Source organism: Fictibacillus arsenicus (assembly GCF_001999465.1).
In the GTDB taxonomy this organism is placed as follows: domain Bacteria; phylum Bacillota; class Bacilli; order Bacillales; family Fictibacillaceae; genus Fictibacillus; species Fictibacillus arsenicus.
In genome coordinates, this window is the sequence record NZ_MQMF01000008.1 from 26,161 (window position 1) to 45,805 (window position 19,645).

Annotated in this window: 21 protein-coding genes, 8 tRNA genes and 1 rRNA gene; 4 read left to right on the plus strand and 26 right to left on the minus strand. The window is 39.8% G+C overall.

The features are described 5' to 3' along the window. Positions 1-239 precede the first annotated feature (239 nt). Together UN64_RS18900 and UN64_RS18905 are read right to left on the minus strand one after the other, a co-directional pair. The gene (locus UN64_RS18900; protein ID WP_077365702.1) at positions 240-1,115 is read right to left on the minus strand and encodes a metal-dependent hydrolase; all 876 of its coding nucleotides are present in this window, start codon (positions 1,113-1,115) and stop codon (positions 240-242) included. A gap of 354 nt (positions 1,116-1,469) precedes the next feature. Then, positions 1,470-1,958, minus strand: a complete 489-nt coding sequence (locus UN64_RS18905) for a DinB family protein (protein ID WP_077365704.1) — start codon at positions 1,956-1,958, stop codon at positions 1,470-1,472. A gap of 125 nt (positions 1,959-2,083) precedes the next feature. On the opposite strand from UN64_RS18905, the gene yjcZ reads away from it, so the two are divergent. Continuing rightward, a complete protein-coding gene (yjcZ, locus tag UN64_RS18910) occupies positions 2,084-2,266 on the plus strand; it encodes a sporulation protein YjcZ (protein WP_066285630.1) in 183 nt (60 codons plus the stop codon). A gap of 43 nt (positions 2,267-2,309) precedes the next feature. On the opposite strand, the gene UN64_RS18915 is transcribed toward yjcZ, so the two are convergent. The 6 genes from UN64_RS18915 to UN64_RS18940 all read right to left on the minus strand — a co-directional run bounded on the left by UN64_RS18915 (position 2,310) and on the right by UN64_RS18940 (position 6,141). Beyond that, the gene (locus UN64_RS18915) at positions 2,310-3,305 is read right to left on the minus strand and encodes an ABC transporter permease (protein WP_077365706.1); all 996 of its coding nucleotides are present in this window, start codon (positions 3,303-3,305) and stop codon (positions 2,310-2,312) included. Continuing rightward, entirely contained in the window at positions 3,302-4,156 is an 855-nt protein-coding gene (locus tag UN64_RS18920) for an ABC transporter permease subunit (protein ID WP_077365708.1), read from the minus strand. The genes UN64_RS18915 and UN64_RS18920 overlap by 4 nt, the downstream gene beginning before the upstream one ends. 9 nt (positions 4,157-4,165) lie before the next feature. Then, positions 4,166-4,666, minus strand: coding sequence for a hypothetical protein (locus UN64_RS18925; RefSeq protein ID WP_077365710.1), 501 nt, complete (start codon positions 4,664-4,666; stop codon positions 4,166-4,168). A gap of 146 nt (positions 4,667-4,812) precedes the next feature. Further along, positions 4,813-5,235: a pyridoxamine 5'-phosphate oxidase family protein gene (locus UN64_RS18930; protein ID WP_077365712.1), complete on the minus strand. Its 423-nt coding sequence runs from the start codon at positions 5,233-5,235 to the stop codon at positions 4,813-4,815. A 97-nt stretch (positions 5,236-5,332) separates the two neighbouring features. Then, positions 5,333-5,800, minus strand: coding sequence for an SRPBCC family protein (locus UN64_RS18935; protein ID WP_306460389.1), 468 nt, complete (start codon positions 5,798-5,800; stop codon positions 5,333-5,335). Beyond that, positions 5,797-6,141 carry a MerR family transcriptional regulator gene (locus tag UN64_RS18940; protein WP_077365716.1) on the minus strand — a complete coding sequence of 115 codons (345 nt, stop codon included), beginning with the start codon at positions 6,139-6,141 and terminating at the stop codon, positions 5,797-5,799. The genes UN64_RS18935 and UN64_RS18940 overlap by 4 nt, the downstream gene beginning before the upstream one ends. Before the next feature lie 168 nt (positions 6,142-6,309). On the opposite strand from UN64_RS18940, the gene UN64_RS18945 reads away from it, so the two are divergent. Continuing rightward, positions 6,310-6,639: an Mpo1-like protein gene (locus UN64_RS18945; protein ID WP_077365718.1), complete on the plus strand. Its 330-nt coding sequence runs from the start codon at positions 6,310-6,312 to the stop codon at positions 6,637-6,639. 50 nt (positions 6,640-6,689) lie between these two features. Here the strand turns inward: UN64_RS18945 and UN64_RS18950 are convergent, their stop codons facing one another. After that, the gene (locus tag UN64_RS18950) at positions 6,690-8,291 is read right to left on the minus strand and encodes an FMN-binding glutamate synthase family protein (protein ID WP_077365719.1); all 1,602 of its coding nucleotides are present in this window, start codon (positions 8,289-8,291) and stop codon (positions 6,690-6,692) included. A gap of 21 nt (positions 8,292-8,312) precedes the next feature. Next, positions 8,313-8,939 (minus strand): NAD(P)H-binding protein, encoded by a 627-nt coding sequence (locus tag UN64_RS18955; RefSeq protein WP_171978974.1) that lies wholly within the window; start codon positions 8,937-8,939, stop codon positions 8,313-8,315. Between the two features lie 155 nt (positions 8,940-9,094). On the opposite strand from UN64_RS18955, the gene UN64_RS18960 reads away from it, so the two are divergent. Next, positions 9,095-9,559, plus strand: coding sequence for a DUF305 domain-containing protein (locus UN64_RS18960; protein ID WP_077365723.1), 465 nt, complete (start codon positions 9,095-9,097; stop codon positions 9,557-9,559). A gap of 38 nt (positions 9,560-9,597) precedes the next feature. Here UN64_RS18960 and glmS read toward each other — a convergent pair whose 3' ends face one another. From glmS to sigW, 6 genes are all read right to left on the minus strand, one after another. Then, complete coding sequence (gene glmS / locus UN64_RS18965) at positions 9,598-11,400, minus strand: glutamine--fructose-6-phosphate transaminase (isomerizing) (RefSeq protein WP_077365725.1); 1,803 nt, start codon at positions 11,398-11,400, stop codon at positions 9,598-9,600. A gap of 479 nt (positions 11,401-11,879) precedes the next feature. Next, positions 11,880-13,220, minus strand: a complete 1,341-nt coding sequence (gene glmM, locus UN64_RS18975) for a phosphoglucosamine mutase (protein WP_077365729.1) — start codon at positions 13,218-13,220, stop codon at positions 11,880-11,882. An 18-nt stretch (positions 13,221-13,238) separates the two neighbouring features. Further along, positions 13,239-14,492 (minus strand): CdaR family protein, encoded by a 1,254-nt coding sequence (locus tag UN64_RS18980; RefSeq protein ID WP_077365731.1) that lies wholly within the window; start codon positions 14,490-14,492, stop codon positions 13,239-13,241. Continuing rightward, complete coding sequence (cdaA, locus tag UN64_RS18985; protein WP_066285608.1) at positions 14,476-15,309, minus strand: diadenylate cyclase CdaA; 834 nt, start codon at positions 15,307-15,309, stop codon at positions 14,476-14,478. Before cdaA ends, UN64_RS18980 begins: the two co-directional genes overlap by 17 nt. 338 nt (positions 15,310-15,647) lie before the next feature. Then, the gene (locus UN64_RS18990; protein ID WP_077365733.1) at positions 15,648-16,313 is read right to left on the minus strand and encodes a zf-HC2 domain-containing protein; all 666 of its coding nucleotides are present in this window, start codon (positions 16,311-16,313) and stop codon (positions 15,648-15,650) included. A gap of 7 nt (positions 16,314-16,320) precedes the next feature. Further along, positions 16,321-16,896, minus strand: coding sequence for an RNA polymerase sigma factor SigW (gene sigW / locus UN64_RS18995; RefSeq protein WP_077365735.1), 576 nt, complete (start codon positions 16,894-16,896; stop codon positions 16,321-16,323). Positions 16,897-17,098: 202 nt separating this feature from the next. On the opposite strand from sigW, the gene UN64_RS19000 reads away from it, so the two are divergent. Next, the gene (locus UN64_RS19000) at positions 17,099-17,269 is read left to right on the plus strand and encodes an aspartyl-phosphate phosphatase Spo0E family protein (RefSeq protein ID WP_077365737.1); all 171 of its coding nucleotides are present in this window, start codon (positions 17,099-17,101) and stop codon (positions 17,267-17,269) included. A 28-nt stretch (positions 17,270-17,297) separates the two neighbouring features. On the opposite strand, the gene rocF is transcribed toward UN64_RS19000, so the two are convergent. The 10 genes from rocF to rrf form a co-directional block, all read right to left on the minus strand. Continuing rightward, the gene (gene rocF, locus UN64_RS19005; RefSeq protein WP_077365739.1) at positions 17,298-18,197 is read right to left on the minus strand and encodes an arginase; all 900 of its coding nucleotides are present in this window, start codon (positions 18,195-18,197) and stop codon (positions 17,298-17,300) included. 453 nt (positions 18,198-18,650) lie between these two features. Further along, a tRNA-Ala gene (locus UN64_RS19010) sits at positions 18,651-18,726 on the minus strand. Between the two features lie 11 nt (positions 18,727-18,737). Further along, positions 18,738-18,811 (minus strand) — tRNA-Gly (locus tag UN64_RS19015). Positions 18,812-18,854: 43 nt separating this feature from the next. Then, positions 18,855-18,939, minus strand: a tRNA-Tyr gene (locus UN64_RS19020). Positions 18,940-19,000: 61 nt separating this feature from the next. After that, positions 19,001-19,076: transfer RNA gene (locus tag UN64_RS19025), tRNA-Thr, on the minus strand. Between the two features lie 5 nt (positions 19,077-19,081). Next, positions 19,082-19,157 (minus strand) — tRNA-Val (locus UN64_RS19030). 28 nt (positions 19,158-19,185) lie between these two features. Beyond that, positions 19,186-19,260, minus strand: a tRNA-Glu gene (locus UN64_RS19035). Between the two features lie 12 nt (positions 19,261-19,272). After that, positions 19,273-19,348, minus strand: a tRNA-Thr gene (locus UN64_RS19040). A 9-nt stretch (positions 19,349-19,357) separates the two neighbouring features. Continuing rightward, positions 19,358-19,432, minus strand: a tRNA-Asn gene (locus UN64_RS19045). Between the two features lie 30 nt (positions 19,433-19,462). After that, a 5S ribosomal RNA gene (gene rrf, locus UN64_RS19050) occupies positions 19,463-19,578 on the minus strand. Positions 19,579-19,645: the final 67 nt, after the last annotated feature.

Sequence of the window (19,645 nt, forward strand, 5' to 3'; positions counted from 1 at the left end):
ATTTCGATGGCACTGAAAAACCGGTTGAATTTACACCGGTTTTTCTTTTTTTGCATACAAAAATGTAAGGATTGTAGCGGAAGGGTACTGACTCCTGCGGGACGAGTGGGACAGGTGAGACCCCTAAAGGCGCGTAGCGGCAGGGGGCTCAGCGCCCGCCCCGCGGAAAGCATGTACCCTGGAGCGGAGATCCCGCATTCAACATTTTATTTAGGAACTTTTTCAGTGCACTCAATATTTCAGGGTTGCTTTTTTATGAACTCATATAAGAAAGATTCTCCATTCCGATAAAACCTCGGGTCATAGATTCCCAGCTTATTATCCTCTTCAACTACAACAACGAAGGGAGACCATTCATGAAGTGTTTTTGCTCTTGGATTCTCTTCAAATAGCGGTGCAAGATCCGCTTCATCCTTTGAGATCAAAGTATGCTCTACTTCAGGTTTGATAAAGATGCTGTCTTTTACAATCTTTACTTCGTTTCCATCTTTTCCGATCACCTGAAATTGAGTAGGCACAAAACCTGCTGCAAGTGCTACATCTTCATACTTTTCCTTTGCTTCATTATAGATGATATATCCTTGAGCTGACTGAATGGCAACATGAGCAACCATCAACAGCCAAACCACTCTGAATACTTTATACCTTTCACCAGCTTCTTTTTTTCGAGAAACAATGAATCCAGCCAGTATCAAAAACCAAAACACAAAATCGACAATCGGAATCGTCCCGAATGTTACACGATAGCTGGAGAAAGGTTCAAGATATCCGGTACCCCATGTATTGAATAGATCGCTCGTATTGTGTATGAAAACCGCTAGAATTGCCCAATAAAAAATCCGCCTGTCTTTTACTTTAAATAAAAGACGGCTCAAATAGTAAATCAATATTCCCCAGATTGGTATTAGGAAAAACGAGTGTGTTAAGCCCCTATGCCACATTTGCTGCATGATTCGCCCTGTTTCAGTCAGATTAACAACCACATCAATATCAGGTATTTGACTGCCTACTAACGTTGTAAGCAAGAGCGCTCTTTTATGAGACTTATCCATATTTGATTTATTTGCCGCACCATAAAGGGTTAATCCAAATAAAGTATGTGTAATTGTATCCATGTGCCCTCTTTGTTTTTTTATTTGGCTGTTTTCGCATCCATTGTTGCTCTTGAAAGTTAGTTGATTTCCGCTCCAGGCTGCTCGCTTTCCACGGGGCGTGCGGTGAGCCCCCTGCCGCTTTGCACCATTAGGAGTCTCCACCTGACCGCTCGTCCCGTAGGAGTCGGCAACCTTGCGCTCCAATCAACTTACAAATGATGACATTAGAAAAAACTAGCAACAATCCTTTAGAAAAGAGCGTTTTATTATATGGTAACGAAAAAAAGAGCTTCTGTCTTGATAGAAGCTCTTTCCATACTTTCAATTATTTCCTGAAATAATTTCCGGGGAAATTCGACTTTATTTCCTAGGAGTCTACACTTTCTGTTTTAAAATATCAATCCTATTCGCTGTAAGGAATTCTTCGATTTGAGTTCTATGATGTTCATCATGTTCCACCAGTCCGCTAATATATTCACATAATGTAATCATTTTTGAACCCATTTCTATTCTTTCCTGCCAAACAGAACTTGGGACTTCTCCTAACTTCTTTGCAACTACTTGGCGGCATTCAATTACTTCATCTAGAAGCTGGTTTTTAGATATACCTGATTTTGCCTCATTTGCAGCATTGCTATTGATTTCTTCAACATCTACTTTTTTTACCGGAATTTCAGATCCACTTACAAAATAGGCAACTCTCTCATCCCACACAAAAACATCCCATGCCTTAATATGAGCAACAATTTCTCCAACAGACCATTTTCCATCTTTAATAGGCACCAGCCAATATTCGTCTGGCATTTGTTTAAGCTGCTGAAGCCAATTGGTAAAACTCTTATACTTTGTCAGTACTTCACTCATGGTTGACCTCCTTTAATTTCAAAACTTTTTGATTTTTATTAGGGTATTGTCCCTGTCACTCCTTCTCCTGGGACATACACTATAGATGAAAGCATAAGGCACAAGAAAGAAGGAGGAATTACAGCATGTTTGGAAAGAGACAACAACAGCGTAACTGGGGTTATCCTGGATATGGTTACGGGTGCTGCAACCCTTGTGGCGGTTATGGCTATGGCGGCGGCTACGGATACGGAAGCGGCGGCGGAGTGTTCGCTTTAATTGTAGTGCTTTTTATCCTTCTCATCATCATCGGTGCGACGTTGAGATAAGAACATCCCCAAAGGCGAGAGTTTTAGCTCTTGCCTTTTTTGTTTATCCTATTTTCCGCTCTGTTAAAAATACAAAGGATTCCCCTGAGACAGATTCCTCTTTACCTTTTTCTCTCTTCTTCACTTTTTTCCTGCCCGGCAATTGATCTCCTGTTCGCTTAATTCCCTCGGCCATAAAGTTAAACGCCATGATTACAGCAGCAAAACTTAAAACCGGAAAGAATACAAGCCATGGTGCGAGTCTTAGCTGAGCATAATAACCTCCTAATAAGCCTGACCATTCATTTGAAACGGAAGCGGGTATTACAAATTCCATACCATATTCACGATAGATCGTTCCTCCAAAGAAAACTCCTAATATGCCAAGATGAGCAAGTAACAATAACACTGCAATCACCTGCTGGACATACATAAGGACAAGCCTTGGCCATAGATGGGGCATGATGTGTTTAAACAAGATACGAAACCTGTTGCCTCCCATTAACTTCGCACTCGTAATAAATTCGTTTTGCTGGATTAAATTTATTTCCTCTTTTATCAATATCGCCGTATTTGGAACTGCAATTAAAACCATCAGCATGATCTGAAAAAATGCTTTTTCCCAAAAGGTTATTTCTTCGATCATAATAATCGGACCCACTATAAATAAGATTAGTAGAGCTGATGGAATATAGTAGAACGATTGCCCGAGTCCTTTAAAGACCGGAAGAATCTTCCCTGCACTCAGTAACATAATCCCAGCAAAGAATGACAGGATAATTCTCAGTAAACTCGCAGCGAATGCAACACCCAATGTGTATTTTGCTCCTGAAATAATCTGATAGAATAAATCCGCTCCCATACGGTCGCTGCCGAACCAATACTCACTTGAAGGTTCGAAAGGTGCTCTATCAACAGGTGTAATTCCTTCATAGATAATCTGATTTTCATAGATTTCATTATTCATTACAAAATGATGATAAAAACTGAAACTAACCAAAGCAAAAACGAAGAGAAAACCTGCTAGAAAAAAAGGGTCCTTCCAGATCGCTTTTATCATTTTTCACCCACCCACTTATACGAAAAAATTCTAAGAGCCGTAAAAAATAGAAACATGGGTAAAAATAATAGAAGCATAGAAATCGTAAAGATAGCTGGGTTCCCCATTTCTCTTACCAGTGTTGTAACCCCGTAGATATTAAACAAAAATTCAACCATTAATAGATTAGAAAGCATAAACCATAGGATATTGCGGGATTGGTGAAAGACACTTAGCAGCGTATTTGGAAGCACATGTCTCCAGAGAATATGAAATCTGCCAATCCCCTTACCCTTAGCAGTATCAATGTATTGTTTTTTGAATTCTTCTTCCATATTAAGAAGCAATATCCTTAAAATAAGCAAAGTAGGCAATACAGTTAAACAAAAGATCGGTACAAAATAAGTTTTTTGGTCATGCAAAGAAACAATTTGAAACAAGAGAATATTCGTCTTCTTAAAAAACCAGATAATAAAAAACTGCATTCCAATCGCAATTAGAACATCGGGAATTGATTCGAACATAAATGAAAATACACGAATCTTATCTTTTAATCGTGTTGGAAGCGTAAAAATCCCTAGAGCAAACATAAGTGCTAAAATAATAGCGATAAAGAACGAAGAAAATAAAATGGTTAAAGAATATCCGATTATACCCCATATTTCTGGAAAGAGCGGGTACATTCCGCTTCCGGTAAAATACATGATTTCAGAAGGTTTCATCATCGTTTTAAATAGTTCCCCTATTCCGTCCAAATAGCTGTCAGTATTAAACGACATACCTGTAAACATGAACGGAACTGAACCTAAGAGAATAATTCCAATAACAGATAGAATAAAAGAGAGCAAACTGTCTTTTAATATATATGGCATAACTTCCCCCTATTTATTTTTTTGCTTTTTGTATTCTACTTTTGCAAGATTATACTCCCTCACTCCAAATGGAATAACCAAAACTGTACTATACTTACCATTACAGCCATCTGCCATTACATTCCTGCTGCTAGCTAAAATGCTCGAACATTCAATATCACCTATTGGCATAGTGAATGATTTATTATTATTCTTAAAAATCGTCTTATCTTTGTTCACATAGTGTAATTCACTTGTAGTAGGTTCTCCGTTTTTAGGAAAGATTGTTATTTTTAATGTACTCTCTTTATCCGCCTCTACATCATCTAGAAAAACGAACATAGGAACAAGGTTTTCTGCTTTCGTTGCCCCAGTCATAATTTCGTTAACTTTATCCGACAAATTTTGAATGACTACATGATTTTCCTTAATCGCATCTTTCACAGTAAACTTCGGTTCTTTCTCAACCTCTTTTTCAGTGCATCCCATTAAAACTATTAATAATCCTATAGCCGTCCATATCCTCTTCATTTAAAAGCCCCCTCTTAATTTAAAGAATGTTCGGTCTATTTATTTTATCATTTTTTACAATTATAGGAAAATAAAATCCAGTTATTAATATTAGACGAACAAAGACCTCTCTTTTATTCAAAAGAGAGGTCTTTATTTTGTATATTTTATAATTCTAATGTTAGCGGTGAGTTTTCTTCACTGTTCATTAATCTGATTAAACTTGGTTTTATTTTTAGCAGAATGTAGTTAGGGTCATTTGGTCCATCAAAATAATGAGACATCTGTTCGGACCAAAACTTTTCCTTCAGCCCTTGGTCATCTTGAATCGTTGCCGTACCTTCTACTTCTAAATAAGAATCGCCATATCCTTCACCATCATAACCAACTAAGAGATGAACATTAGGATTTTCCTGAATTTCTTCTGCTTTATGTGTCTCAATGCTAGTCGGTGTATAGAAGGTAAGTTCATCATGATAAAAGGTCATATATCTGGAGTGTGGTTTGTTCTGTTTCACACTCGCGAGCACTCCTGTTTGTCTTTTTTCTAATACGTTTAGTATTTCTTGTTTTAGCTGCTCTTTATCCATTTCATCCACTCCTTTAATGTAGGCTCCTTTAACTTTACCTTTTAGGATGGAAAATAAAACATTATGTTATGCATGGACGGAGCAGACTCTTTTAAAGTTAAACAGAAGCAGATTCATTCACCGCTTCCTCCTCTACCTTGTCCATAAAATCTTGTACCACTTTGTTGTTATTTTTATCACCAGCGATCTTAAGCATGACTTTGCCCAAGAAGTTGATGCCTTTATTTTGTCCCGTATAAATGAAGCGTGTGCTTGTTTCATCTATTTTTATTAAGGTAAATGCTGTTTCAATTTCAAAGGCCTTTCCTAGCGTAAACCCTATATGCAAGTATTTTTTTGATTCTGTATTCTCATACCCGAGAGTCTCAACAATGTATGTTTCCACTCGTCGCCCCTCTTTGTAAGATTGACGATACGTTGAGCCTACTACCCCTTCTTTCTTTTCGATTGGTGTATGTTCTACAACGTTTGGCATGATACGCTGTATATTTTCATCAGAAAATAGGTTCCACACCTTTTCAATATTTACCGATATTACCTTCTCTTCATTCCATGTTATCATCATGCATCCTCCTCATTTCCCCATTTTAAGAACTGATCAATTTCATCTATTGTGCCATGCATTTCCTCTATTTTTTTCTGAATGTCCCGCTTTTTTTGATTAAGGATGTTCTCCAGGTTCTTGAAAGACTCATCTTCAATAACGGTGATCATTTCTTGAATCGTAAAATTGAATTTTCGTAAACTAACCAAAATTATTGCGATTAAATAAGAGCCATTATCGTAATACCGGTAATTATTCTTTGGATCAATATAAGCAGGCTCGAGGAGTTTCACTTCTGCATAATACCGTAATGTCTCCTTGCTCAGTCCTGTCATTGTTGAGAACTCACTTACTCTGTACATCTCTTATTCACCACCTGCAATTCCATCATAAACCGTGTTGTGCACCACAGAGTCAAAACTTTTTTCACATCATTTTATAGTCTTCCTCATGGAGCTCAATTTCCCTTTTATTAAAAAGGATTCAGTATTAGGATAAGAGAATATTAAACTTTTATAGGAGGTGTTGGTATGGAGTTTAAGAATTACGAAGAATTTTGGCCGTTCTATCTTTCGCAGCATAGTAAACCATCAACTAGAGCGTGGCATTTTGTTGGTACTTCATTTGTCTTTATTTTTATTATTCTTGCGATTTGGAAAAGCCCTTGGTTTCTCTTATTAGCTCCTGTTGTTGCTTACGGCATTGCCTGGTTCAGCCATTTTTTTATTGAAGGGAATAAGCCTGCTACATTTGGACATCCCTTCTGGTCTTTGAGGGCAGACTTTCGAATGTACCGGATGATTTTGTTTGGACAGCTTCCAAAGGAATTAACTAAACTCTCAAACGATCAAAGAATGTAAGTTAAAAAAACTCATCTTTTAAGCAGATGAGTTTTTTGTTTCTCGATCTTTTATTTATGATGCTGTGCTTTTACTGCTGCATGTATGATTTCCTCTACCGGCGATATTCGTCCGAGATCGTCCTTATGAACAATATGTTTTCTTTTAAATTGTGTAGGCGAATCCAGACCTGCTGCTGCAGCCAAATTAAAAAGACCTTCTCTTAACGAAATTACATAGTTAGCAACCCTGTAGTGTTTTTCTTCTACAATGAGACCTTCTTGAAGTTTTTTATTTGTAGTAGCAACTCCGACAGGGCATTGGTTCGTGTGACAGACTTGGGCCATAATACACCCTACGCTGATCATGAATCCACGGGCGATATTTACGAGATCTGCTCCCATAGCGAGAGCGATGGCAACTTTGTCAGGGGTAATCAGTTTTCCTGATGCGATCAGCTTCACTCTGTCCCTGACACCATATTTCGTAAGCATTTCGTCCACGACAGGCAATGCTGCTTGGATCGGCAAACCAACGGCATCCGCAAGCTCTTGGTAAGTTGCACCCGTACCTCCTTCACCTCCATCAATTGTTATGAAGTCCGGTCCTTTTCCGCTTTCTTTCATTGTGGCGACCATATCTTCCAGTGCATCCAAATCTCCAACAACTATTTTAATTCCCACTGGCTTACCGCCAACATCTCTTAATTTTTCTATAAAATCGAACATGGTTGATGGATTATCAAATTCATAAAAGCGGTTCGGGCTGTTGATCGTCTTGCCTTGTTCTACAAGACGTATTTTTGCGATTTCTTCTGTTACTTTTTCGCCTTCAACATGTCCGCCTCTTGTTTTTGCACCTTGTGCCAGCTTTAGTTCAAACGCTTTTATCTGCTTCATTTCACTCTTTTTCTTAAACTCTTCCCAAGAAAATTCACCACTCGGTTTTCTAACTCCAAACAAGTCGGGGCCGATCTGCATAATGATGTCGGGATTGCCAGCCAAATGATAATCTGACAGTCCGCCTTCACCCGTATTCATCCATGTTCCTTTTACAAGTCCCAGCCCTTTCGATAATGCGGTAATCGCATTTTCACCTAATGCACCAAAGCTCATTCCGGACTGACCTACTAAACCTTTTACTCGAAAGGGAGTGCGGCATGTTTGTCCGCCAACTACCACGGCGTCTTCGTCTCTTAATAAATAAGGATCAACAAGTTTTTCTTCATGATGCTCCTTTCGTGTAAAAAGGCCGTCTTTATTTATTTTATAAGTTTTCGTTTTTATCTTTTCTGTATTATCTACTTTTAATTCATCACGCTGTTTTGGGAATAAGGTATTACGAATATAAAACCCCTCTGCTTCAAAATCATGATCAGAACCAAATCCAATTAACCGCTCTTTATATTTGCCTGCTTTTACAACGTCCTGATACTGTTTTCGAGAAAAAGGCTTACCCTCATTATCATTATTAAAAAGATACTGTCTCAGCTCAGGTCCTATCTTTTCGGTAATGTATCTGACGTTTCCGAGGACGGGAAAGTTGCGCAGGATTGCATGCTGCTTTTGACGGTCATCTTTAAAATATAAATAAATGAAAAAGATAACAGGTACCACGATAAGTAATGCGATAAAAACGATAAGCCCTATTACGAGATAAGCGGTAATATCCACACAATCATCCTTTCTGAAATCCTAATGATAAAATGCTTCATGTATAGGAACGTTCCCTGAAACTACATCAAATGTCTTATGAAAAGAATCATGGTTGTCTAATATTTCTACTAATACGGAAGCGACATCTTCCTTGGAGATTTCCCCTTCATCGATATCCAAGCTTTCACCTATAGTGACCAATCCCTTTCCCGGTTTATCTGTTAAATGGCCAGGCCGGATTATCGTGTATTTGAAACCTTCTTCTCTTAATCGCTCGTCAGGCTTATCCTTTTCGCCAACCTTACTCGAATCACTGTTCTCAGATTCATTTGCCCGAATGGCACTCATGAGGATAAAGCGTTCGATTCTCATTTTCTTTGCTTCTTCTATTGAATCAATCACTTCATCATGATCGATTAAAACTGTTTTGTTTTCACCTGTTCTTTGACTGGATCCTGCGATATAGATTACTGCATTACAAGCAGCGAATACTTCCTCAAAATGATCTCCTTCATTTACAACTACTTCTGTTGCTCCCAGCTTTTCCATATCCGGCTTTCTATGTTCATCTTTTATAACTGCAACTGATTGATGATTTTTTTCTTTTAATTTTTTCAATACAAGTTCTCCTACACTTTCAGAAGTACCGATGACTGCTACTTTCATAGGAACACCTCCCATATAATGGTTTATACTCTTCCTTTACCACTGCTGCTGCGAATAGAAACCTTGGCTGCCGGCTATTGAATTGAAAATATAGTGATGTTTGAGATTAATTTTCTAAGGTTACATTATATTTGGAGGCTAAAGGAGGATTTTTGATGAAAAAGTATACAAAATTTGTGGTTATGATTACTACTTCAACAATCATTATGTTCGGACTTATGTACTTAAATATTTTTCAGTTAAATCACGTCTTTTACAGTGAGACACGGCTGTATATGGCTCTGATTATGGGTTCTGTCATGGCGATTGTGATGCTCTTGTTCATGCGTAAGATGTATACAGATAGACGGAAGAATATGGTTATACTAGGCAGCAGTGCTCTTATATTTGCCGCTTCTCTTTGGCTCGTTCGAAGTCAGGCGACCGTAGAAGATACAAGCTGGATGAAAGCTATGATTCCTCATCATTCTATTGCAATTCTTACAAGTGAGCGAGCAAACATTTCTGATCCACGAGTTCAGGAGCTTGCTGATAAAATTATCAAAGCACAGCGCAAAGAAATTGATGAGATGAAAAAGCTTATAAAAGAACTTGAAAAGGATGAAGAAGCACAAAAATAAAACCACCTCCATCGGGAGGTGGTTTTCTATTTTTTAATTTATTCTACTGTTACTGACTTCGCAAGGTTACGCGGCTTATCTACGTCACAGTCGCGGTGAAGCGCTGCGTAGTAAGAGATCAGCTGCATTGGAAGTACAGATACAAGCGGAGTCAAGTACGGGTGGATCTTCGGAAGAACGACGCGATCGCCTTCTTCTTGCAGTCCATCCATAGAGATCACGCAAGTGTACGCACCGCGTGCCGCTACTTCTTTTACGTTACCGCGGATGCTTAAGTTAACATGCTCTTGTGTAGCTAGAGCGATGACCGGCGTACCGTCTTCGATTAACGCGATCGTACCGTGCTTAAGTTCTCCTCCAGCAAATCCTTCTGCTTGGATATAAGAGATTTCTTTAAGCTTAAGTGCAGCTTCTAAACATACGTAGAAGTCAGCAGCACGGCCGATAAAGAATGCGTTGCGAGTTACAGCTAAGAACTCACGAGCAATCTGTTCCATCTCTTCTTTTTGATCACATAAAACTTCCATAGCGTTTGCTACAATCGCAAGCTCCTGAAGCGGATTGAAGTCTAACTCGATGCCTTTAGCACGAGCAGAATCAACAGCTAAGATAGCAAGAACAGCGATTTGTGCAGTGTAAGCTTTTGTAGAAGCAACTGCGATCTCAGGACCAGCATACAAATTAAGCGTGTAGTCTGCTTCACGAGAAAGTGTAGATCCCGGAACGTTTGTAATTGTTAATGCTTTGTGACCTAACTTTTTGATCTCAACTAATACGGCACGGCTGTCTGCAGTCTCACCGGATTGTGAGATGAAAATGAACAATGGCTTTTCAGATAAAAGCGGCATGTTGTAAACAAACTCACTCGCGATGTGTGATTCAACCGGAATATTTGCGATATTCTCGATAAGCTGCTTACCAACAAGACCTGCATGGTAGCTCGTTCCGCATGCAATGATGTACACACGGTCTGCGCCTTTCATTGCAGCACGGATGTCGTCATCAAGCTTAAGGTCGCCATTTTCGTTTTGGTACTGATTAATGATGTTACGCATTACGAAAGGCTGCTCATCAATTTCTTTTAACATGAAATGAGGGTACGTGCCTTTTTCAATGTCGCTTGCATCTAGTTCTGCTGTGTAAGGTGCACGTTCTACAACTTCACCATCAAGCGTCTTGATTGTATAGTTGTTACGAGTCACGATTACGATTTCTTTATCCATTAATTCAACGTATTGATCTGTTTGAGAAAGCATAGCCATTGCATCACTTGCAATAACGTTGAAGCCTTCACCTTTACCCACTAACAATGGGCTTTTGTTTTTACCAACATAGATGGTTTCAGGGTTTTCGTTGTCGATTAAACCGATCGCATAAGAACCTTTAAGTTCAGACAATGTACGGCGGAATGCTTCTTCCACTTCCATGCCTTCTTTTACAAAGTGCTCTACTAGCTGAACGATTACTTCTGTATCTGTTTCAGACAATAACTCAACACCTGAAATATAGTGCTTCTTCACCTGTTCATAGTTCTCGATTACACCGTTATGCACAAGTGTAAAACGCTCTGTTGAACTTTGGTGTGGATGTGAATTCACTTTGCTTGGAACACCGTGTGTTGCCCAGCGAGTATGCCCGATCCCAACAGATGCTTCAACATCTAGATCAACGCTCTCACGCAAGTTAGCAATACGGCCTTTTTCTTTGAATACATGAACTCCGTCTTCGTTAAGTACGGCGATTCCTGCTGAGTCATATCCGCGGTACTCTAATTTCTCAAGACCACGCAATAAGATTTCTTTTGCATCTTTAGTTCCAATATAACCTACGATTCCACACATAAATAAACGTCCTCCTTAAGCCATCACACTCTGCTGACGGCTTACATAAGAGGGCCGTGAGCGGGGCTCACAACCCCACCTATGTTTTCTATTTTTATTTTGGTTTCACTTGCTTTCGTCTTTGTACAGGAAGTCACCTTGCCTGGTTTGAACAAAAGCTTACGGAAGTGAATGTTCCGAGAGGCATCCGCCGAAATATCGATGAACCTCTTCCTCGTCAACTGCTTTTTCCGATCAGCAGTTCAGGCGCTTTTTGGATGAATGATTAAATGTAAACTCCTTCCTTTTATTGAAGTAAACAAAAATAATCATACACGGGTTTTTCAAAACCGTCAATTATTATTCTTTCCCTATTTCAGAAAAAGTTGAAACATAAAGTTCCATAATAAAAAAATATGCATAAGCAGCCCTTTGTGTGAGCCGCATATGCATATGTTTCGTGCCCTTTTTCATTTTATGTCGGATAAAGGTCTTCCTTTTTATACTAACTCTTTTTTGACGACTTCTACGATTGTTTCTGCATGCTTTTGGCAAAGCTCTTCTGTTGGTGCTTCTACCATTACGCGTACGAGCGGTTCTGTTCCAGAAGGGCGTACAAGCACTCGGCCGTTTCCTTCAAGTTCTGTTTCCACTTGATCGATAGCCGATTTGATCGCTTCATTTCCGTTCAGCTTAGATTTATCTGCTACTTTAACGTTGATCAAAAGCTGAGGGAATTTCTTCATCTCTCCTGCAAGCTCTGATAATGGCTTTCCAGTTGCTTTTAAAATAGATGCAAGCTGGATTCCAGAAAGAAGCCCATCACCTGTGGTTGTGTAATCCAAGAAAATAATATGGCCGGACTGCTCTCCGCCAAGATTAAAATCGTTCTTGCGCATCTCTTCCATTACATAACGGTCACCAACAGCTGTTTGAGCAGATTGGATACCGCTCGCTTCAACTGCTTTATAAAATCCAAGGTTACTCATTACTGTTGAAACAACCGTATCCTGTTTCAGACGGCCTTGGTCTTTGAGATGCTTCGCGCAGATGAACATAATTTGGTCACCATCGACAATGTTTCCTTTTTCATCGATCGCGATCAAGCGGTCCCCGTCGCCATCAAACGCTAATCCCATGTCACAGCCTTTTTCTTTTACAAGCGCAGCAAGCTTCTCTGGATGTGTGCTTCCAACACCTTCATTAATGTTTAAGCCGTTTGGACTTGTACCCATTGTTGAAATATCTGCTTCCAAATCAGCAAATAAGTGCGGTGCATGTGATGATGTAGCACCGTGCGCACAGTCTAGTGCGATATGCAATCCTGAGAAGTCTCCAGGAATCGTTTGTTTAAGATATTGCATGTACTTTTGTCCGCCTTCGAAATAATCGCTGACAGAACCCAGGTCGCCTCCTACAGGACGAGGCAGTTCATCTGTACCTTTATCTAAAAGTGCTTCGATCTCCGCTTCTTGCTCATCTAAAAGCTTAAAACCGTCAGCACCAAAAAATTTAATTCCATTATCTGCAACTGGATTATGTGAAGCTGAGATCATGATTCCCGCTTGTGCTCCCAGCGCTTTTGTAATAAAAGCAACGCCTGGTGTTGAAATAACTCCTAAACGCATTACTTCTGCACCGATCGATAAAAGGCCAGCTATTAGAGCGCCTTCCAGCATTTGTCCGGAAATGCGAGTATCACGACCGATCAAGATTTTTGGCTTATCTGTATTTTTTGTTAGAATATATCCTCCGAAACGTCCTAATTTAAAAGCAAGTTCAGGCGTTAGCTCTGTATTTGCAACTCCTCTTACTCCGTCTGTACCAAAATATTTTCCCATTATTGCTCTCTCCTTCATCTATTGACTGCTAGTTTCTGTTTGAATTTCCACACTGGCTTCTTGAACTGTATCTGTCAGATCAATATCAGCAGGATTTTTCCAATCTATCTTTACTTCGTGAGTTCCTTCTTCAAGCTGGCTTACATCTAAAATACCTTCGAGGTCTGATATTTGGAGCGAATCAAGTGTACTCTTCTTGCCTTTCACCGTTACATCTACTGCTCCATCTTCAGGGTCTAGAATTGTAGCTTTTTTCTCATCGGTCGTACCAAGCAATGTTAATGGAACATCTTTAAACGTTCGTGTTATCTCTTCGTCTTCAACGTCAATCGAAACGGTTACCTCTTTTTCCGAGACAGATTCAATTCCATCTGGTACAGGAACATCTACGGTTACTGTTGTATCTTTTTTTATTTTGCTAAGGTCTATAGAAATCTCTTTAAATGAATCATATTTATCTAAAGAAGTTGTTGTACCTGTCAGCGTAATCTCATTTGGGTCAGATGTTATTGACGCAAGTGATAGGCCTTCTTCAAGCTCCCCGCTTGTTCGGATGGAAATAGGTACTGTTTTTTTAGGTTTCTTTATCGGCACTGATACTTCTGCCGTTTCAGGAGAAACCTGTACATCAATAAGGTCTCCTTGTTGATTGTATGCACGTAAAGGCACTTTGGTCTGTATAGTCTCGTCCGCATTGCCTACGTCAACAAATCCAGTTATAAATGAGATCTGATTGATCATTCCTTCTGGACCAGTTACTCTGACTGATTTTGGAGAGAATTTAACATCTCCAGCTGTGTAACCCTCTGGAAGCTTTCTTGTATTTTTCAAATCAACGTTAACTGGCATCTCTTTCGTAACTTTCTTATGAAGGATTACGTCAACGAACTCAGGCTTCACCTTCGCCTTAACGCCTTCAGGCAAACCTCGGACATTTACTTTAACCCGTTTATTGCCCGGAGCCTCATTAGTCAGATCAATATATGCTTCGACTTCTTTATCTACTTTTGTGGCTTTTGTAATTAACCTGCTTGAGCCTGTTAAAGTAATATCTACCGAAGAGGGCAAATCGGTTAAGACATATTGTTTTTCATCAAAATAAGGTGTGATTTCAACGTCCTGAATGGTTTCGCTTTCCGTATACATTTTTGAAAAAATAGAACGGTTAGCTGCTTCTTCCTGCGTTTCCATTGTAACGATGGTATACATCATTAAAGCAAGGAGGAAAGCAATGATTTTAACAAACCATGAACTATTAAGGAGTTTGTCCATTTTTCTTTCCCCTCCAATTCCAGCGAGTTGAGGAAGTGGACTTATTCGCAATAATCAATTCTGCATTTAACAAATTTCTTAAAGACTCTTCGTCCAGATTCCGATAGATTTCCCCGTTCTTTGTAAGGGAGATCGTACCTGTCTCCTCAGAAACTATAACCGTTATAGCATCTGTTACTTCACTGATTCCTAATGCTGCTCTGTGTCGTGTCCCAAGTTCTTTTGAAACAAACGGACTTTCTGTAAGCGGCAAATAACAGCCAGCTGCAAATACCTGGCTTTGTTTAATAATGACAGCTCCATCATGAAGCGGTGTATTCGGTACAAAAATATTCGTTAACAGCTCGGAAGTTAAATGCGCCTGAATCGGAATCCCAGTCTCTACGTACTCACTCAACCCTGTTTCTCTTTCAATTGAGATGATAGCTCCGATACGGCGTTTAGACATATAGTTTGTAGACTTCACGATAGCTGCGATCGTTTTCTCAGTTTCTTCTTCTTCAGGAATTCCCGTCCTTGAAAAGAATCTGCCTCGACCAAGCTGTTCGAGCGCTCTTCTCAGCTCTGGCTGGAAGATGATAATAATGGCAAGCAAACCATATGTAATGACTTTATCCATCAGCCAAGACATCGTCCGAAGATCGAACGAGCTGCTCAGAAACCATACTACGATGATCACGCTTATTCCTTTTAACAATTGAACAGCTTTTGTTCCTCGGATAATCATGATCAATTTATAGATGACATACGTCACCAATAAAATATCAATTATTTGTGTAAGGTAGTTAAAGATATTAAAATCTGCGATTGGTAACATAACTTCCCTCCCAACTCGGGTATGTGTTCCAAGTTGAAGTTTTCATAATAGATTTAACTTATTTATTATAGCATACCTCATTACAAAGAAAACTGAGCATGAGCGGCTCAAGTTTATGAAGTTCAAGGCTAATCCTGTTGGTAACGACAATGAAACCCGCCCTTTGCTTGATACTACCATAGGTATTGTGGCTGATATTTCCACGGTAAACCAGATTAATCCACGGTAGCTGCGTTTTTTCTCACGTTAATTGAAATAATCCCACGTTTATTAGAATATAACCACGAGCCGACAATCCCTGACAAATTTGGCGCGATGAATACCCCTGCATCATTTCTTCACCCAACAAAAAAAGCCGTTTCTAAACGGCTCTTATCGTTATTTTGCATCGTTTCTTCTTTTGTACTAACCAATGATTTCAACTTGTACCATACCCATTCGACAACTTGGCCGATTTCCTGACTGTGCCCCGTTACCTCACCTGCTGATGCAAGATATTGATTTCCTTTTATAACCGTTACGTCGCCCTCTACTCTTCCTTCAATACGGACGTCAGCATTCTCTACGACAAGGTCACCTTTTATCGTTTCACCAGCTGGAACAACGACTACTCTTTCAGCCTTTTTGATCTGAAGGTTACCTTCTCCTTTTACAACAGCTAAATCCTGCTGATTATAGCTTGTAAAAACGGATACTGCCATAAAGAACATAAAGATCGCCGCGGCCGTTAAAGCAGGATGGCGCTGCATCCACCGTTTCCATTTTATTTGCTGCTTCTCTTTAGGCAGCTTTGCCATAACAGCCCTAGTAAATCCTTCAGGAGCTTTTATATTATGGTTCTGTAACTGTAATTCTTTTAGAGTTTCTAAAAGCATCTCGTATTCTTCTTTACATGATTCACATTCTTCCAGATGAGCATGAAAAACACGCTCTTCTTCCTTCGTCGCTTCACCATCGAGTACTCTGTTCATCAATTCATCAAATACAGAAGCTTCACACTGCATTTTTTCTTCACCTCGTTTTTACAACCATTTGAAATACTTTTTTCAGCGCTTCTCTGCCTCGATGTATACGAGTTTTTACAGTTGGGACGGGTATGTCCATAATGTGGCTGATTTCTTCCAGGGATAAATCTTCTACATATTTTAGAACAATTGCTGTCCTATACTTTTCGGGGAGCTTCATAATCTCTTCTTGCAGTTCATGCCATCGTTCGTTTTCTGTTACCACCTGCTCAGGCAGCGGTTCTTCAGATGAGAGCTGACTATACATCGTAGCTCCGTCCGTGCCAGGTACTTCAGCATCTAAATAGTAATCAGGCTTTTTCTTTCTTAGCCTGTCAATGCATAGGTTTGTGGCAATTCTGAAAATCCAAGTTGAAAATTTAAATTCATTATTGTATTTACTTATATTACGGTAAGCTCTTAAAAAAGTTTCTTGTGCTAAATCTTCTGCTTCGTGTCCATTGCCGACCATCCGGTAACAATGCCGGTATATTTTATCTTTAAAAAGGTCTACAATGCCTTCAAACGCTTCCTGGTCCCCTTTTTTGACTTGGGCAACCATATTCGCTACTAAGGCGTCCATCTATTATCACCACTCGGATTTTATTTACGTACCAGCTTGCCATAAGTTTCAATGTTTATCTTTATTTTTTTATTTTATCATGTTGCAGAATTTGACGAAATAAAAAGGTATATTTTTCTAGTTTCGGTGTTTCAAACTAATAAGCCCTGGGAATATTAATCATATAAAATACTTTAATCGAGTGAAGAGAGGGGTTGTTTGTATGCATAGAGATGTATTGATCGAACAGATCGAACACTCCAGACAGCAAATGAATGAGCTTTCGAAACATCTTCCCTTAATTGCAGAAGAAGTTGTTGAACTTTCTCAAGAAATAGACCAGCTGCTAAATCAATATCAACGCATAAATGAAAAAGAACAGTTGCTTCCGTAGAGAGGCAACTGTTTTTGTTTGAACCATTTTATAAAAGTTTTTCTCCCAACAAAGATCCCATTAATGCCACAGCAACTGTTGCTGTTTTGTTCTTCTCATCAAGTATTGGATTTACTTCTACAAACTCGGCTGAAGTAATAATCTCTGCTTCTGCAAGCATCTCCATCGCCAGATGGCTCTCTCTGTAGCTGATTCCCCCAAGCACAGGTGTACCAACACCCGGAGCGTCGTGCGGATCTAATCCATCAAGATCAAGACTAAGGTGAACACCGTCAGTATGTTTCAGATATTCAATCGTCTCTTCCATAACCTTTGTCATACCAAGACGATCCACTTCATGCATCGTGTAAACTTTAATGCCTTTTTCTTTTATAAGTTCTCTCTCACCTTCATCCAGTGAGCGTGCTCCAATGATAACAATGTTTTCCGGCTTCACTTTAGGTGTATAGCCGCTGATGTTCGTTAGCATCTCATGACCAATACCGATCGAAGCAGCTAAAGGCATGCCGTGGATATTGCCGCTTGGAGATGTATCTGCCGTATTCAGATCACCATGCGCATCATACCAGATGACTCCAAGGTTTTTGTAGTGTTTTGAAACACCTGCTAAAGTTCCAATCGCAATACTATGGTCTCCGCCTAATACTAACGGGAACTTTTTGTTCGTAATTACACTGGATACAGATTCCGAAAGCTTTTCACTTGCTTCCAAAACACCGTTTAAGTTTTTAAGATTACCTTCGTTTTCAATACTTTGTTTTTCTGGACGAGCAATTTCTATATCACCTAAATCCTCAACCTGATAGTTAAGGTTTTCTAGACGCTCAATAATTCCTGCATATCGAATAGCACTCGGCCCCATATCTACACCGCGTCGCATTTGTCCTAAATCCATCGGTACTCCGATTACTGATATATCTTTTAACATTCTTCTTCCTCCCTTATGAAAAACAAAAAACTAACGATTCCCTAATACTATTGTAGCTGTAAGGGATTTCATGGTTCAACCGGACAAAATTTTGCATAGATATACCAAAAAGAAAGCGCTTTCGATGTTGAAATACATATTTATGAGAATTATTAGTTGGAAGAAGGAGTTGGTCCCTCTAATTTTTGATAGAAATTTATTGAGGAGTTGTTGAAAAAGAAAGAGACGATTATTCCGTATGGCGATCATAAATTCCGTATGGCGATCATAAATCTCGAGCTGCGGTCTGATTTATGATCTTTACATGCAAAAAAGCTGATTCCTCAAACGAGAACTCAGCTTTTTACCCTTATGTCTATAAGAAACAAATAATACGCACTCTTTACTAGTCAAATAAACCAACAAAAATATAAAAAAAATCAGGCCATCGCCTGATATCAATTGTTATGTATATGGTGGAGCTTAGCGGGATCGAACCGCTGACCTCCTGCGTGCAAGGCAGGCGCTCTCCCAGCTGAGCTAAAGCCCCGAAGAAATAAATGGAGCGGGTGATGAGAATCGAACTCACGACCAGAGCTTGGAAGGCTCTTGTTTTACCATTAAACTACACCCGCGCATAAAAGCATTATAGTCTATCTTTTTATAACTATTCAAAGATGGTGGAGGGGGACGGATTCGAACCGCCGAACCCGGAGGGAGCGGATTTACAGTCCGCCGCGTTTAGCCACTTCGCTACCCCTCCACATAAAAAAAGAGACGATCACAGATCTCTTTCAACAAATTTTACTAGCTAGTAAAATTTGTGGTGCCGGCTAGAGGACTTGAACCCCCAACCTACTGATTACAAGTCAGTTGCTCTACCAATTGAGCTAAACCGGCATAAATGGTGGAGGATGACGGGATCGAACCGCCGACCCCCTGCTTGTAAGGCAGGTGCTCTCCCAGCTGAGCTAATCCTCCAAAAGTTATGTTCAGTTAAAAGAAAAGTTGGTGACCCGTACGGGATTCGAACCCGTGTTACCGCCGTGAAAGGGCGGTGTCTTAACCGCTTGACCAACGGGCCATATTTTTATTATGGAGCTTCCAACCGGGCTCGAACCGGTGACCTCTTCCTTACCATGGAAGCACTCTACCTGCTGAGCTATGGAAGCAAAAAGTAATGGCTCCACAGGTAGGACTCGAACCTACGACCGATCGGTTAACAGCCGATAGCTCTACCACTGAGCTACTGTGGAATAATATAATTTAAAGTTTTTTGAGATAAAGCCCAGCGACGTCCTACTCTAACAGGGGGAGACCCCCAACTACCATCGGCGCTGAAGAGCTTAACTTCCGTGTTCGGTATGGGAACGGGTGTGACCTCTTCGCCATCATCACTGGACCTATTGTTCTCAAAATCATATATCCTGTTGGGACAAAATAAATTTTATTATATTTCCATACATTTT

Excerpts from the sequence above, each read along its gene's own strand:
- UN64_RS18900 (WP_077365702.1), bottom strand. The coding sequence starts at position 1,115 with ATGGATACAATTACACATACTTTATTTGGATTAACCCTTTATGGTGCG.
- UN64_RS18905 (WP_077365704.1), bottom strand. The coding sequence starts at position 1,958 with ATGAGTGAAGTACTGACAAAGTATAAGAGTTTTACCAATTGGCTTCAG.
- yjcZ (WP_066285630.1), top strand. The coding sequence starts at position 2,084 with ATGTTTGGAAAGAGACAACAACAGCGTAACTGGGGTTATCCTGGATAT.
- UN64_RS18915 (WP_077365706.1), bottom strand. The coding sequence starts at position 3,305 with ATGATAAAAGCGATCTGGAAGGACCCTTTTTTTCTAGCAGGTTTTCTC.
- UN64_RS18920 (WP_077365708.1), bottom strand. The coding sequence starts at position 4,156 with ATGCCATATATATTAAAAGACAGTTTGCTCTCTTTTATTCTATCTGTT.
- UN64_RS18925 (WP_077365710.1), bottom strand. The coding sequence starts at position 4,666 with ATGAAGAGGATATGGACGGCTATAGGATTATTAATAGTTTTAATGGGA.
- UN64_RS18930 (WP_077365712.1), bottom strand. The coding sequence starts at position 5,235 with ATGGATAAAGAGCAGCTAAAACAAGAAATACTAAACGTATTAGAAAAA.
- UN64_RS18935 (WP_306460389.1), bottom strand. The coding sequence starts at position 5,800 with ATGATGATAACATGGAATGAAGAGAAGGTAATATCGGTAAATATTGAA.
- UN64_RS18940 (WP_077365716.1), bottom strand. The coding sequence starts at position 6,141 with ATGTACAGAGTAAGTGAGTTCTCAACAATGACAGGACTGAGCAAGGAG.
- UN64_RS18945 (WP_077365718.1), top strand. The coding sequence starts at position 6,310 with ATGGAGTTTAAGAATTACGAAGAATTTTGGCCGTTCTATCTTTCGCAG.
- UN64_RS18955 (WP_171978974.1), bottom strand. The coding sequence starts at position 8,939 with ATGAAAGTAGCAGTCATCGGTACTTCTGAAAGTGTAGGAGAACTTGTA.
- UN64_RS18960 (WP_077365723.1), top strand. The coding sequence starts at position 9,095 with ATGAAAAAGTATACAAAATTTGTGGTTATGATTACTACTTCAACAATC.
- glmS (WP_077365725.1), bottom strand. The coding sequence starts at position 11,400 with ATGTGTGGAATCGTAGGTTATATTGGAACTAAAGATGCAAAAGAAATC.
- glmM (WP_077365729.1), bottom strand. The coding sequence starts at position 13,220 with ATGGGAAAATATTTTGGTACAGACGGAGTAAGAGGAGTTGCAAATACA.
- UN64_RS18980 (WP_077365731.1), bottom strand. The coding sequence starts at position 14,492 with ATGGACAAACTCCTTAATAGTTCATGGTTTGTTAAAATCATTGCTTTC.
- cdaA (WP_066285608.1), bottom strand. The coding sequence starts at position 15,309 with ATGTTACCAATCGCAGATTTTAATATCTTTAACTACCTTACACAAATA.
- UN64_RS18990 (WP_077365733.1), bottom strand. The coding sequence starts at position 16,313 with ATGCAGTGTGAAGCTTCTGTATTTGATGAATTGATGAACAGAGTACTC.
- sigW (WP_077365735.1), bottom strand. The coding sequence starts at position 16,896 with ATGGACGCCTTAGTAGCGAATATGGTTGCCCAAGTCAAAAAAGGGGAC.
- UN64_RS19000 (WP_077365737.1), top strand. The coding sequence starts at position 17,099 with ATGCATAGAGATGTATTGATCGAACAGATCGAACACTCCAGACAGCAA.
- rocF (WP_077365739.1), bottom strand. The coding sequence starts at position 18,197 with ATGTTAAAAGATATATCAGTAATCGGAGTACCGATGGATTTAGGACAA.